This is a genomic window from Micromonospora sp. NPDC047707 (genome assembly GCF_040704235.1).
In the GTDB taxonomy this organism is placed as follows: Bacteria; Actinomycetota; Actinomycetes; order Mycobacteriales; family Micromonosporaceae; genus Micromonospora.
Genome location: NZ_JBEYSU010000019.1, coordinates 24,410 through 37,709, shown reverse-complemented (window position 1 = coordinate 37,709; position 13,300 = coordinate 24,410). Strand labels below are relative to the sequence as shown.

Sequence of the window (13,300 nt, the reverse complement as noted above, 5' to 3'; positions counted from 1 at the left end):
CGCGGTCAGTCCTCCAAGACCGCCGCCGTGATCCGGTGCAGGGCGAACGTGTGCAGCATCTCCGTCCGCTCGTCCTCGGCCCGCAGGTAGCCCGCCCCGATCGACACGGGCCGCACCAGCCGCGACGCGGTCGCCCCGTGCGCGTCGACGTACCCCACCCAGACCAACGCCTTGTCCCGTACCGCCTGCTGCAGGACCGCCAGCGCGTCGCTGTGGCTGTGCACCGGCACCGGGCCGGTGGGGACCTGACCGCGCACCACCGCCGGTGCCCGCCGGGCCGCCCGGGCGGCGGCGTCGCCACGCCGGATCTGCTCGACCACGCCGAGCAGGCGGGGCATCGGCAACTTCGGGGCGGTGAGCGGGTCGACGGTCCGCGCGGCGACCGACACGCGCGCCGGAGCCCGGCGAGCCTTGGGCCGGGTGAGCACCGCCGCCCCGGTGGCGTCCTCCGGCACCGGCGCGTACCCCGCCTCACGCAACATCGTGAGCATCCGGCCCACCTGGTACGGGGTGGCCAGCACGGTCGGCGCGAGCCGGCGCAGCGCCAACGCCTCCAGCCGCCGGTCCGCCACCACCTCGGTGAGCAGCGCCTCGTCGTCGCTGCGCACGTACGCCCCCGCCGAGCCCACCCGCAGGCCGCCGTGCCGGCGGGCGATGTCGTCCACCAGGTACGTGAGCCCCTGCGGCACCGGGGTGCGGGAGCGCCGCCGGAACAGCCCGTGCAGGTCGTCGGCGGAGTAGCCGGCGTCCAGCGCCCGGCGCACGCTCGCCGGGGTGACCCGGTGCACGCTGGCGCCGCCGGCCGACTCGTGCTCGGCCACCACGTCGAGTTCCGCCGCGAGCGTCGGGTCGGGCGGACCGGGCACCACGACGGTCAGGTCGGCCTGGACGAGGAAGTGGTCGACGGGGGCGGGCAGCAGCGCGTCCAGGGCGCGGACCGCCGTGGACGGCTCGCCCTCGGCGTCGGCCCGCAGCCCCAGCGGGTCGTCCGCGCCCCGCTCGTCGCCCGACGTCACGTCGGCGAGCAGCAGCCGCCCGTACGAGGTGAGCGCCCCCAGCCCGGTCACGCCCAGCGTGGCCGCCTCGGCCAGCACCTCCCGGTGCGCCGCCTCCCGTCCCCGGCTGCGCCGCGGCGCCCGCCAGTCGAGCAGGGCCAACACCTCCTCCGGGGTGGGCGCGGTGGCCGGCTCAAGATCCGCGAGGACCTGGAGCACCGCCCGCCGGACGGTTGGCGCCCCGGCCCGCTCCGCCTCCGGGGAGAGTACCGTGATCGGCCGGTCCCGGTCGTCGCGTTGACCGACCAGCCCCGGCTGCCGGGTCATCGTCAGCCACGCCCGGGCAAGCTGCTCCCACCGCTGGGCCAACGACCCGGCCCGCCACACCTCGAACCCGGCGCTCGGCACCACCTGCTGGTCGGCGCCGTGCCGGGTGGTCACCGCCCCGGGCAGCTCCAGCTCGCCGGTCAGCCCCGCCGCGTACGACGCCTCCAGCAGCAGGGCGGCCGTCGACTCGTCCAGCCCGACGGCACGAGCCAACCGGCGCAGGTCGCGGACACCGAGGCCACCGGAGCGCAGGACCGGGGCGGGCTCGGCGGCGAGCTGTTCGAGCAGCGACTCCGTCTGGCGTACCACCTCCATGGTCTGCCCGGCCCCGGCCGAGTCGACGGCCTTGGGCTCGCGGGGCGCGGCCGACACCGGCGGCGGGCTGGTACGCAGCGGGCCGAGCGGGCCGGTGTCCCGGCGAAGCAGCAGCCCGATCTCCCGGGGCAGCTCCACCGTGCCGGGTCCGCCGCTCCGGCCGGTCGTGACGGGCACCAGCAGCCGGTGGTCGACCAGCCAGCGCACCGGTGAGCCGGTCGGCGCCCCGCCGTTCGTCAGGTCGGGCGGCAGGTCGTCCTCCGCGCCGACCGGTGGGGCCTGCAGGGCGCCCGGCGGCACGCTCCCGACCGGCGGTCCGGCGGCCAGCCGGTCCAGGATCGCCCGCGCCGAGGGCGGTGCCGCCAGCAGCGTGCGCCGCAGCTTCGCCGGGTCCGCGCAGAGCGCCGCCGTCCGCAGGTCCAGCTCCGCAGCCGGCCGGCCCAGCCCCGCCGGGTACGGGGCGATCTCGTCGACGCCACCGACCAGGTGGAGCCGGTCGTCGGGGCCGTACAGCAGCAGGAGGGACCGGAGCCGCTCCACCGCCGCCCGTACGGTGGCCGGGGCGGGCGGCTGCGCCCCGGCGGTCGCCATGGCGAGTACCGCGTCGACGCTGGTGGTGCCGTCCGACGGCTCCCGGGTGAGGCGGGCGGCGTCCAGGATCTGGAGCGTGAACTGGTCCAGGCCGTCCAGGGCGCGGGCCACCGACACCCGGGACTGGGCGCGGATGGCGAGCGCGGCGATGTCGGCCGGCACGGGCACGACGAGGTCGGGCCGCTGCTGGAGCAGGGCCGCGAGTGACTCGTCGGGCAGCGCGCGCAGGTGGTCGGCGAGTGAGGTGCTCATCGTCGTTCCACGCTAGCCCGGCCGGAGGCCCTCCCGCCCGCCGGACGTCCGGCTCGCCCGGCGGGGACGGGTACGGTCTTCGGCATGCCTTCGCCGCCGACGGTCGGTTTCGACCTCGACATGACCCTGGTCGACTCCCGCCCCGGGATCGCCGCCGCGTACCGGGCGCTGACCGCCCGGACCGGCGTGCACGTGGACGCCGACGCGGCCGTGTCCCGGCTCGGGCCGCCGCTGCGGACCGAGATCGCCCGGTGGTTCCCGCCGGAGCAGGTCGAGGACGCGGTCCGCACCTACCGCGAGCTCTACCCGGCGTACGCGATCACACCGACCGTCCCGCTGCCCGGCGCGCGGGCGGCGATCGAGGCGGTCCGCGCCCACGGGGGTCGGGTGCTCGTCGTCACGTCGAAGCTGGGCCGCCTGGCCCGGCTGCACCTGGACCACCTGGGCCTGCTGGTCGACGAGGTGGCCGGTGACCTGTTCGCCGAGGAGAAGGCGACCGCCCTGCGGGAGCACGGCGCCACCCACTACGTCGGCGACCACGTGGCGGACATGGTGGCCGCCCGGACCGCCGGGGTGCCCGGGATCGCGGTGGCCACCGGTCCCTGCACCGCCGACGAGCTGCGTGCGGCCGGCGCCGAGCTGATGCTGGATGATCTCACCGGATTCCCGGCGGCGCTGGACCGCATGATCCGGCTAGCCTTGAGGCAGTAGACGTCTTGAGCGAAGCAGAGGTTCTCAGGTGCCGACGGGCCGAGTGAAGTGGTACGACGCGACCAAGGGATACGGGTTCGTCACCAGTGACGAGGGTGGCGACGTGTTCCTGCCCAAGGCCGCGCTACCGGCGGGTGTCACCGACCTCAAGGGCGGTCAGCGGATCGACTTCAGTGTGGTCGACAGCCGCCGGGGCGCCCAGGCGATGGGGGTCAAGCTGCTGGAGGCCCCGCCGTCGGTGGCGGAGCTGCGCCGCCGGCCGGCCGAGGAGCTGCACGGCCTCGTCGAAGACATGATCAAGGTGCTCGAGGCGAAGGTCCAGCCGGACCTGCGCCGGGGCCGCTTCCCGGACCGGAAGACCGCGCAGAAGATCGCTCAGCTGGTCCACGCGGTCGCCCGCGAGCTGGAGGTCTGAGGCACCAGCCCGGCGTCGGCGGCCCGGCCGAGCAGCGCCTCGACGGCGGCGAACCCGGCCTCACCCAGGTCGGCGGTGAACTCGTTGACGTAGAGGCCGATGTGCCGGTCCACCACGTCGGGCTCCATCTCCTGCGCGTGCGTCAGCACGTATTCCCGGCTGGCCGCCAGGTCCGCCCAGGCCCGGCGGACCGACTCCCGGATCCACTCCGCGGCGGCCGCCGGGTCCACCGTGCCGCGCCGGGCCAGGATCGCGCCGAGCGGGATCGGGAGGCCGGTGTCGGCCTCCCACCACTCACCGAGGTCGACCAGGGCGGTCAGACCGTGTCGCGGATAGGTGAACCGCGCCTCGTGGATCACCAGGCCGGCGTCGTACCGTCCGGCCGCGACCCCCGGCATGATCTCGTGGAACGGCACCACCTCGATCCGGGCTGGCGGCCGGCCGGCCGACCACAGCCGGAACAGCAGGTACGCCGTGGTCCGGTCCCCCGGCACGGCCACCGTGGCGCCGGTCAGGTCCGCGAGGCCGGCGTGGCCGGCGTCGTCCGCGGGGCCGGCGTGGCTGGCGCGGGCGGCTCGGCTGGCGCGGGCGGCTCGGCTGGCGCGGGCGCGGTCGGGTCGGGTCAGCACCAGCGGGCCGCAGCCCCGGCCGAGCGCGCCGCCGCAGGGCAGCAGGTGGTAGTCGTCGAGCAGCCACGGCAGCGCCGCGTAGCTCACCTTGACCAGGTCGAACGCCCCGCGTTCGGCGGCGGTGTTGGTGACGTCCACGTCCGCGTAGGTCACCTCGACCGGCGGTGCCCCCGGCACCTGCCCGTGCACGAGAGCGTGGAAGACGAACGTGTCGTTGGGGCAGGGCGAGATCGCCAGCGAGAGCGCCACGCCCCCACCGTAGCCCCGCCCCCGGCCCGAGCGGCCACCCCGGCCCTCGCGACTGTGAGCCCCGCCCCGTTGCGTCTGCGAGTCCCGCCATCGCGACTGGGAAGCCGTCCTTCCGCCCTCCGTCCTTCCACCCTCCGTCCTCCCGCTCTCCGTCCTCCGGCCCCGGCCCGCATCCTGGCCGGTGCCGGTGCCGGTGCCGGTGCCGGTGCCGGTGCCGGTGCTCGGCGGAGAGATTCGTCGCTGTCTGTCCCCGGCTTGCAGCGGATGTAGAGCCGGTCGGCGAGCGGGTCCAGTAGCTCGCCAGGCGGCGTCGAGCCGCCGGGTAGCGAGACGCGCTCTGGCGTCCTTTGGAGCTGATGTCGTGGATGCATCAGGGGTCACACTCGCGTCCGTCGGCGGCGGCCACGGCCCACCTGGGCGGCGGCGACGTGGCGGGTCGCCAGAGCCGGGACGGGGGGCGGCTTCGCCTCGGGGCGGGGTGGCGTCACCGTAGCCAGCGCGGGGACGGCTCCGCCCCGGAGGGCTTCGGCTTGGGGTGCGATCGCGTTCGCCGGTGCCGGTGCCGGTGCCGGTGCCGGTGCGGGAGCGGGAGCGGGTGCCGGTGCGGGTGCCGGTGCCGGTGCGGGTGCCGGTGCCGGGGGGCGGGGCCGGGGCGGGTGCGGGGCGGGGGCTTCGGCTCGCAGGTGCGGTCGGGCCGCCGGACAAGCAGGTCGCCGGACAAGCAGGCGGCAGAATCGCCGGCTTCCGCAGGTCGGACCACGCCAGTCTGGCCGGGCGGCGCGATGACATGAACGAATCAGCTCCAAAGGACGCCAGACCGCGTATCGCTGGCAGGTCGGGCCGGTTCTCCACAGGTTTTCCACAGGCAGCGGGTGCCTGTTGAAACAGCTGGGGGTACGTGGGGAGCATGAGGTCGTGAACGCATCGACGAGGAACGAGCTGTCAGGCGGCGGAGGGCCAGGTGGCGGAGGGCCAGGTGATGGGTCGACGGATGTGGTGAAACTCGGTGCCCTGCTCCGAGCGCTTCGTCGCGCGGCAGATCTGAGCCAGCGGGAGCTGGCGGAGAAGTCCGGCGTGCCGCAGGCGACCCTGGCGCGCATCGAGGCGGAGCGTACGACGAATCCACGGTTCCGGACGGTGGAGCGGTTGGTGCGGGCGGCCGGCGGCGTGGTGGTCGCAGGGCTGCCGGGCGCCGCGGCGCATGTGGTGCCTCCGCCGCCGGTGCCGCACGACGAGTGGACGGACGAGGCGGCGCGTCGCTACCCGGCGCACCTTGACGCCTGGGAGGTCCGCGAGCCGAGGGACTGGCCGGGTGCCTGGTGGGCAGAGTGGTACCGGCTGCCGCCGGAGCGGTACCCGCTCAAGGTTCCGGCGTTCGCGTACGAGGTGAACCGCCAGTACCGGGACCAACGTCGGCGGGCCGAGGAGATCCGCCGGACCTTCCGGGTGCGGCGCGTGACCGGGGCCGGGCTGCCGGAGACCTCGTGGCGGTTCGTCGCCGAACTGCCGGACGGCGAGCTGATTGGTGAACTACGCGCCCACGAGCGCAGCCCGCACCTCCGTAACGGGGACGAGCCGCGTGGCGAGCGGGAAGTCGTGCTGGACGGGGTGCTGGTAGCCGCCTGGTACCGGCGCCTGGGCGTGGGCCGGCGCCTGGTCGAGCGCCTCATGGAGGAGATGGACCGGGCGGGAGTCAGGACGTCGTGGGCGCTCGCCGACGTTGCCGAGTCCCGTCTGCTGTTCGCCTGTGGGTACCGGGCCGAGAGGCGAGCGTGGACGTTGCGGTTGGATCGCCCGCCCGTTGCCTACTGAGCGGCCAGGGCCAGGAGGGCCGGGGCGGCCTCGGTGAGGGCGGCGAGCGCCTCGCGCAGGCGCCAGGCGTCGCGGTCGCGCGGGCCGACCGGGTTGGAGACCGTACGCAGCTCCACGAAGGGCAGGTCGGCGTGCGCGGCGGCGACGGCAACCCCGTACCCCTCCATGGCCTCGGCCACGGCGTCGGGATGCCGGCGGCGTAGCGCGTCGGTGCTGGCGGCGGTGCCGGTGACCGTGCTGACGGTCAGCACCGGGCCCACGGCGGCGGCCGGGAGGGCGGTCCGGAGGGCGGCCACCAGCGCCGGGTCGGCGGTGACGGTGGTGCCGCCGCCGAGCAGCTCCGCCGGCATGCCGAGCTGGTCGACCGGGATGAAACCCGCCGGGGAATCGGCGCCCAGGTCGGCGGCGATCGCGCTGGTGCCGACGACCGCACCGCCGACCGCGACCTTGCCGGGGAAGCCGCCCGCGACGCCGGCGCTGACGACCGCCGCGTACGGCTGCCCGGCGGCCTCCGCCAGTGCCAGCAGCCGGGCCGTGGCGGCAGCCGCGACCGCCGGACCGACACCGACCGACGCCACGGTCGGAACCTGATCCGGGGCACCCGCGGTACCCGGGCCCGACCCGGCGGGCGGGGTGGAGAGAACCGCGGCGAGGCCGGCCCGGACCGCGTCGGCCTCCGCGGGCACCGCGGTGACCACCAGCAGCCGCGTCACGTGAGCGGCCCCCGGGGCTCCCGGCGGGTCTCCTCGTCGGTGCCGCCCGGGCCGGCGACCGCCGACGACGGGCGGTAGATGTGGTAGCCCGGTGGGGCCAGACCGTCGTCGTCCACCGGCCCGCTCCGGGTGGGAGCGGGGGAGGTGGGGGTGGCGTCCTCGACGGTGCGGCCCAGGTGCCCGGGCTCGTCGGGGGCCGACTCGTCCTCGGTGAGCTCGTCGTCGGCGAGCGGCCGGCCGACCAGCTTCTCGGCGCGCAGCCGGCCCGCGACCACGACGCCGCGCGCGGTGGCGAGCGCCGCCACGCCGGCGGCGACCGCGATGCCGAGCCGACCGTCGAACGGGACGAGACCCAGGCCGCCGCCGGCCACGAACGCGAGCATCAGGACGGTCTCCGAGTGGGCGAACGAACTGGCCCGCAGCCGCTCCGGGATGCGTTCCTGGATCGACGCGTCGACCGCGAGTTTCGCGATGCCGCTCATCAGGGCGGCGACCAGGCAGAGCAGCGCGACCATCGGGAGCGAGAACTTCAGCGCGGCGAGGACGGCCACGCCGGCGACCACGACCATCCCGCTGGACTGGAGTGCCGTCGGCCGGTGGATGCGCAGCCGGGTGCCGATCGCGGTGGCGAGGAAGCTGCCGACCGCCAGGGCGCCGCCGACCAGGCCCAGGGCCGCCTCGTCGCTGAGGGGCCGGCCGAAGAAGGTGGTGGTGAGGTCACCGGCCTTGATCGCGAAGGCGAGGAAGAGCAGGAGGAAGCCGTAGACGGCGCGCAGGGTGGCGGCGCCGACGAGGGTGGCGATCACGAGCCGGCCGTGCGGACGGCCCCGGCCCAACGGCCGATCCCCGGTACGCCGCCCCAGCGCCCGCAGCGGGCGCGGCACCCGCTCCGGCGGCTCCGAATCCGCCTTCGGTGGCAGTCGCAGCGAGATGACCATGCCGACCAGGAAGATCACCGAGGCGACCCGTAGCGGCCACTGCGGCCCGAACCAGAAGGCGGCCAGGCCGATCGGGGCGACCAGGGCCCCGGCGACCGTGCCGTAGACGCTGGCCCGGGCCCCGGCCTGGGACAGCCCGATGCCCTCCGGGAGCAGCCGCGGCACGGCGGCCGAGCGGGCCACCCCGTACGCGCGGGAGAGTGCCAGGACGCCGAAGGCCGCCGGATAGAGGCCGAAGCCGTGGATGTAGTCGGAGACCAGCCAGGCCAGGAAGGCCCGCCCGAGCATGGTGGCGGCCAGCGCGTACCGGCGACCGTGCCGGAAGTGGTCGAGCAGCGGGCCGACCACCGGCGCCAGCATGGCGAACGGCACCATCGTCACCAGCAGGTAGAGCGCGACCTTGCTGCGTGCCTCGCCGAGCGGGACGTTGAAGAAGATCGTCCCGGCGAGGCCGATCGCGATGAGCGTGTCCCCGGCGCAGGAGATCGCGTGCAGGTCGAACAGGCGGACCATGCCGACCTCGCCGCCGGCACCCCGCGCCCGGGCGCGCCCCGCCGAGCGGGTCACCCAGCGGCTGCTGCTGACCGAGCCGCGGAACAGCAGACGGACGGCCTTGATGCCCGTGCCGACGGTCCGCCCGAGGACGGAACGCTCGGACCGGGAGAACAACGGCATGAGCAACATCCTCGCCCATCCGCCCGGCGTACGCGCCACCACCGCCGCAGATGGTTCCGGGGAGTGCCTGTCAGGCAGCCGCCCGCATGGGGAACAATGGTGGGGTGACCAGGCCCGCCTCCGCTCGTGCCGCCCGCCTCGACCAGGTCTGCGCCGCCGCCGTCGAGTTGGCGCGCGACGCCATCACCGAGGTCGACCCATCGGACGTCGGCGACCACATCCAGGCCGTCGCGGACGGCGACCGCCTCGTCACGCACTACTTCGAGTGCCGGTTGGCCGGCTACCGCGGCTGGCGCTGGGCGGTCACCGTCACCCGGGTGCCCCGGAGCCGGACCGTGACCATCTGCGAGACCGTGCTGCTGCCCGGCCCGGACGCGCTGCTCGCTCCCGGCTGGCTGCCCTGGCAGGAGCGGCTGAAGCCGGGCGACCTCGGCCCCGGGGACCTGCTGCCCACCCCGCCGGAGGACGAGCGCCTCCAGCCCGGTTACCTGCTCTCCGACGACCCGGCGGTCGAGGAGACCGCGTGGGAGCTGGGTCTCGGCCGGGCGCGGGTGCTGTCCCGGGAGGGGCGCGGTGAGGCCGCCCAGCGGTGGTACGACAGCGACCATGGGCCCGCCGCGCCGATCTCCACCGCGGCCCCCGCCGCCGCCCGCTGCGGCACCTGCGGCTTCTACCTGCCGCTGGCCGGCGCCATGCGGCAGGCCTTCGGCGCCTGCGGCAACTTCTACGCGCCGGACGACGGCCGGGTGGTCAGCTCCGACCACGGCTGCGGCGCCCACTCGGAGATCCTCGTCGAGACTCCGGAGACGCCGGTCGAGGAGATGCCGACCGTCTACGACGACAGCGCGGTCGAGGCCGTCTCGGTCAGCCGGGCGCACGGGTCGGTGGAGGCCGCCGAGCCGGCCGAGCCGTACGGGCACCCGTAAGGTGACCCGCCGCTGCTGATCAGCGGCCGGCGCGGCGGCGGCGACGGTTCGCGTCGTGCCGCATCATCACGGCGAGACCGGGGAACCCCCACAGAAAACCGGCCAGGCAGGTCCACAGCCAGTTCTCGTGCCCGTTCTCGATCAGCCGGTCGCGGAAGAGCAGCAGCACGACCCCGGCGACCGCCCAGGCGGCCATCCCGGCGAGGGCGAACGGCACCATCGGCGGGTCGAGCGGCTCGGGCCGCGGTGGCTGCTCCTTCGGCACGCGGCAAGCGTACGGGATGAACTTTCCCGCCCGGCCGGTGATCTGGGACGATGCGGCGCGACAACGGAAGATCACCTGCGAGGACCCGATGGCAGTAGCCCCGCCCGACAACGGCACACCGTCCGCAGAGCCGCGGAACGGTTTCGACCGCTACTTCGAGATCTCCGCCCGTGGCTCCACGATGAGCCGCGAGGTCCGCGGTGGCCTGGCCACCTTCTTCACGATGGCGTACATCGTGGTGCTCAACCCGCTCATCCTCGGCTCCGCCGTCGACGGTGACGGCCAGAAGCTGCCGATCCCCGCCCTCGCCGCGGCGACCGCCCTGATCGCCGGCCTGATGACGATCCTGATGGGCGTGGTCGGCCGGTTCCCGCTGGCGCTCGCCGCCGGCCTCGGCGTCAACGCGCTGGTCGCGTACGAGATCGCACCGGAGATGACCTGGGCGGACGCGATGGGCCTGGTGGTGATCGAGGGTCTGATCATCGCGGTGCTGGTGCTCACCGGTCTGCGTACGGCGGTGTTCCGCTCGGTGCCCACGCAGATGAAGACCGCGATCGGCGTCGGCATCGGCCTCTTCCTGACCATCATCGGCCTGGTCGACGCGGGCTTCGTGCGGCGCATCCCGGACGAGGCGAACACCACCGTCCCGGTCGGCCTGGGCATCGGCGGCAAGCTGGCCAGCTGGCCCCTGCTCGTCTTCGTACTGGGTCTGCTGCTGACCCTGGTGCTGGTGGTGCGCCGGGTCAAGGGCGCGATCCTCATCGGCATCCTCGCCTCGACCGCGCTGGCGATCGTCGTCGAGGCGCTGTGGAACATCGGTCCGTCCTTCGTCAACGGTGTGTCGAACCCCAAGGGCTGGTCGCTGAACGTGCCGGAGCTGCCGAGCACGATCGTCGACGTGCCGGACCTGTCGCTGCTCGGCAACTTCAACGTGCTCGACTCGTGGAGCCGCGCCGGCTGGCTGGTCGTGCTGATGTTCGTCTTCACCCTGCTGATCACCGACTTCTTCGACACGATGGGCACGATGGTCGCGGTCGGCCAGGAGGGGAGCATGCTCGATGAGCGGGGCACCCCGCCAAGGGCGCGGGAGATCCTGCTGGTCGACTCGATCGCCGCGGCCAGCGGTGGCGCGGCGAGCGTGTCCAGCAACACGTCGTACATCGAGAGCGCCGCCGGTGTCGCGGAGGGCGCCCGGACCGGCGTGGCCAACCTGGTCACCGGCGTGCTGTTCCTGCTGGCGATGTTCCTGGCGCCGCTGGTGGTGGTCGTGCCGTTCGAGGCGGCGTCGACCGCCCTCGTCGTGGTCGGCTTCCTGATGATGACGGCGGTCCGGACGATCGACTGGACGGACTACGAGATCGCGATCCCCGCGTTCCTCACGATCGTGCTGATGCCGTTCACGTACTCGATCTCCAACGGGATCGGCGCCGGCCTGATCACGTACGTGGTGGTGAAGCTCGCGAAGGGCAAGGCGCGGGAGATCCACCCGTTGCTCTACGGCGTCGCCGCTCTGTTCGTGCTGTACTTCCTGCGCGGGCCCATCGAGTCCGTGCTGCAGTGACGTCCCGTTCCGGGTCGGGTGCTCCACATCGGATTCCCGGCCCGGAGCAGGGCGAACCTCCCCGTGAGCCTGGTCATATCGCATGTCGTTAGCCAGGCCCATTAGTTAGGCTAACTATCGTGACGGAGCGGACGGTGACGGCGAAGAGCATGCCACCGGCGCAACTGGCGGTTCAGTTGCGTGATGCGATCACCCGGCTCAACCGACGGGTCCGGCAGGCCCGGCCGGTCGGCGACCTCACGGTCACCCAGCTCTCCGCGCTCACCAGCCTCCGGCTGGCGGGCGCGCTGACGCCCCGGGAACTGGCCGATGTCGAACGGGTCCAGCCGCCGACGATGACCAAGATCGTCGCGAAGCTGGAGGAGCGTGGCCTCGTGCAGCGCACACCCCACCCGACCGACGGCCGGCAGGTGATCCTCGCAGCGACCGAGGGGGGCCGGGCGGTGCTCGACCAGTTCGAGCGTGCCCGGGACGAGTGGCTGGCCCACCGGCTGGCCGAACTGAGCGAGGAGGAACAGGACACGCTGCGCCAGGCGGCGGAGATCCTGCACCAGCTCGCCCGCGCCTGAGGCTTCGAGCCACCCGCGACCGCGCCGTCCGACGGTGATGACGCGTACGCGAGGGAGGCGCACCTAGAGTGCAGTCGAAGCTGAGCACGATGTTCCAGTCCCTGCAGGTCCGCAACTACCGGCTCTTCGCATCCGGGCAGCTGATCAAGCTGATCGGCGTCTGGATGATGTTCATCGCCCAGGACTGGCTCGTCCTCGAGCTCTCCGACAACTCGGCCACCGCCCTCGGCGTCGTCACCGCCCTCCAGTTCACCCCCGTCCTGCTGCTCACGCTGATCTCCGGACGGCTCGCCGACCGGTACGACAAGCGCATGCTGCTCTTCGTCGCCAACGCGTTCTGGACGGTGCTGGCGCTGGCCATGAGCCTGCTGGTCATCACGGGGCTGGTGGAGCTCTGGCACGTCTTCGCCTTCGCCGCCCTGCTCGGCGTCGCCAACGCCGTGGAGACCCCGGTCCGGCAGGCCTTCGTGTCGGAGCTGGTCGGCACCCCGCTGCTGCCGAACGCCCTCTCCCTCAACGCGGCGACGTTCAACGCCGCGCGGATCGTCGGCCCGGCCCTCGCCGGCCTGGCCATCGCCGCCTTCGACGTCGGGCCGGTCTTCCTGGTCACCGCCCTCAGCTCGATCGCCCCGCTGGTGAACGTGGTCCGGATGCGCCCGGCCGAGCTGCACCGCGAGGCGCTGCCGCCCCGCGAGGAGCGGGCGTCGGCCAAGGTCGTCGACGGGTTGCGCTACGTCTGGGGCCGACCCGACCTGCTCCTGCCGATGGTGATGATCCTGGTGATCGCCACCTCGATGTTCAACTTCCAGCTCACCCTCGCCGCACTGGCCAAGACCGTCTTCAACACCGGCGCCGCGTCGTTCGGCCTGTTCAGCAGCGCCCTCGCCGTGGGAGCGCTGATCGGGGCGCTGGCCGGCACCGGGCGGCGCAGCCGGCCGTCCGTGTGGCTGGTACTGGGCGCCGCCATCGCCTGCTCCTCCTTCGGCACGCTGGTCGGGCTGGCGTCCACGTACTGGCTGGTGGTGGCGCTGCTCCTGCCGACCGGGTTCTTCATGGTCTTCTTCGCACAGGCGTGCAACCAGCGCATCCAGCTCGGCACCGACGCCGCCTTCCGGGGCCGGGTCATGGCGCTCTGGGTGCTGGTGTTCCTCGGCACCAACCCGGTCGGCGCGCCGGTCATCGGCTGGCTCGCCGAGACGTACGGCGCCGGCGCGAGCATCTGGATCGGCGGCCTCGTCTCACTCGTCACCGCTCTGCTGTCGCTCGCCTGGCAGCTGCGCCGCTCCGGGGCCCGGCTGCGGTTCCGGATCCTCCCGATGCCCCGCTTCTACGTCACCGAGCGGCTGTAAGGAAGGGC

Annotated in this window: 12 protein-coding genes; 7 read left to right on the top strand and 5 right to left on the bottom strand. The window is 74.1% G+C overall.

Translation table 11 applies throughout. The annotated features are described in order from the left end of the window. Nucleotides 1-5 precede the first annotated feature (5 nt). The gene (locus tag AB0873_RS20400) at nt 6-2,480 is read right to left on the bottom strand and encodes a helicase-associated domain-containing protein (protein ID WP_366601302.1); all 2,475 of its coding nucleotides are present in this window, start codon (nt 2,478-2,480) and stop codon (nt 6-8) included. Between the two features lie 84 nt (nt 2,481-2,564). Here AB0873_RS20400 and AB0873_RS20395 point away from each other — a divergent pair, with 84 nt between their 5' ends. After that, nucleotides 2,565-3,191 carry an HAD family hydrolase gene (locus AB0873_RS20395; protein ID WP_366601301.1) on the top strand — a complete coding sequence of 209 codons (627 nt, stop codon included), beginning with the start codon at nt 2,565-2,567 and terminating at the stop codon, nt 3,189-3,191. A 28-nt stretch (nt 3,192-3,219) separates the two neighbouring features. Continuing rightward, the gene (locus AB0873_RS20390) at nt 3,220-3,606 is read left to right on the top strand and encodes a cold-shock protein (protein ID WP_155329194.1); all 387 of its coding nucleotides are present in this window, start codon (nt 3,220-3,222) and stop codon (nt 3,604-3,606) included. Here AB0873_RS20390 and AB0873_RS20385 read toward each other — a convergent pair. Then, nucleotides 3,567-4,484: a 1,4-dihydroxy-6-naphthoate synthase gene (locus AB0873_RS20385; protein ID WP_366601300.1), complete on the bottom strand. Its 918-nt coding sequence runs from the start codon at nt 4,482-4,484 to the stop codon at nt 3,567-3,569. The genes AB0873_RS20390 and AB0873_RS20385 overlap by 40 nt on opposite strands. A 996-nt stretch (nt 4,485-5,480) precedes the next feature. On the opposite strand from AB0873_RS20385, the gene AB0873_RS20380 reads away from it, so the two are divergent. Beyond that, on the top strand, nt 5,481-6,296 hold the full coding sequence (locus AB0873_RS20380; protein ID WP_366601298.1) for a GNAT family N-acetyltransferase: 816 nt from the start codon (nt 5,481-5,483) through the stop codon (nt 6,294-6,296). Here the strand turns inward: AB0873_RS20380 and AB0873_RS20375 are convergent. Both AB0873_RS20375 and AB0873_RS20370 read right to left on the bottom strand, forming a co-directional pair. Continuing rightward, nucleotides 6,290-7,009, bottom strand: a complete 720-nt coding sequence (locus AB0873_RS20375; protein ID WP_366601296.1) for a futalosine hydrolase — start codon at nt 7,007-7,009, stop codon at nt 6,290-6,292. The genes AB0873_RS20380 and AB0873_RS20375 overlap by 7 nt on opposite strands. After that, nucleotides 7,006-8,622 (bottom strand): MFS transporter, encoded by a 1,617-nt coding sequence (locus AB0873_RS20370; RefSeq protein WP_366601294.1) that lies wholly within the window; start codon nt 8,620-8,622, stop codon nt 7,006-7,008. Before AB0873_RS20370 ends, AB0873_RS20375 begins: the two co-directional genes overlap by 4 nt. Nucleotides 8,623-8,708: 86 nt before the next feature. On the opposite strand from AB0873_RS20370, the gene AB0873_RS20365 reads away from it, so the two are divergent. Continuing rightward, nucleotides 8,709-9,548: a DUF3027 domain-containing protein gene (locus AB0873_RS20365; RefSeq protein ID WP_155329189.1), complete on the top strand. Its 840-nt coding sequence runs from the start codon at nt 8,709-8,711 to the stop codon at nt 9,546-9,548. Between the two features lie 19 nt (nt 9,549-9,567). On the opposite strand, the gene AB0873_RS20360 is transcribed toward AB0873_RS20365, so the two are convergent. Continuing rightward, nucleotides 9,568-9,813 carry a DUF2530 domain-containing protein gene (locus tag AB0873_RS20360; protein ID WP_366601292.1) on the bottom strand — a complete coding sequence of 82 codons (246 nt, stop codon included), beginning with the start codon at nt 9,811-9,813 and terminating at the stop codon, nt 9,568-9,570. Nucleotides 9,814-9,901: 88 nt separating this feature from the next. Between AB0873_RS20360 and AB0873_RS20355 the strand changes: the two genes are divergently transcribed. From AB0873_RS20355 to AB0873_RS20345, 3 genes are all read left to right on the top strand, one after another. Further along, nucleotides 9,902-11,374, top strand: a complete 1,473-nt coding sequence (locus AB0873_RS20355; RefSeq protein ID WP_366601406.1) for an NCS2 family permease — start codon at nt 9,902-9,904, stop codon at nt 11,372-11,374. Between the two features lie 119 nt (nt 11,375-11,493). Further along, nucleotides 11,494-11,943, top strand: a complete 450-nt coding sequence (locus AB0873_RS20350; RefSeq protein ID WP_196255786.1) for a MarR family transcriptional regulator — start codon at nt 11,494-11,496, stop codon at nt 11,941-11,943. A gap of 68 nt (nt 11,944-12,011) precedes the next feature. Then, nucleotides 12,012-13,292, top strand: a complete 1,281-nt coding sequence (locus tag AB0873_RS20345; RefSeq protein ID WP_155329187.1) for an MFS transporter — start codon at nt 12,012-12,014, stop codon at nt 13,290-13,292. Nucleotides 13,293-13,300: the final 8 nt, after the last annotated feature.

What these genes read in the sequence shown, in the direction of transcription:
- AB0873_RS20355 (WP_366601406.1), top strand. Translation starts at nt 9,902, where the DNA reads ATGGCAGTAGCCCCGCCCGACAACGGCACACCGTCCGCAGAGCCGCGG.
- AB0873_RS20400 (WP_366601302.1), bottom strand. Translation starts at nt 2,480, where the DNA reads ATGAGCACCTCACTCGCCGACCACCTGCGCGCGCTGCCCGACGAGTCA.
- AB0873_RS20370 (WP_366601294.1), bottom strand. Translation starts at nt 8,622, where the DNA reads ATGCCGTTGTTCTCCCGGTCCGAGCGTTCCGTCCTCGGGCGGACCGTC.
- AB0873_RS20365 (WP_155329189.1), top strand. Translation starts at nt 8,709, where the DNA reads ATGGGGAACAATGGTGGGGTGACCAGGCCCGCCTCCGCTCGTGCCGCC.
- AB0873_RS20395 (WP_366601301.1), top strand. Translation starts at nt 2,565, where the DNA reads ATGCCTTCGCCGCCGACGGTCGGTTTCGACCTCGACATGACCCTGGTC.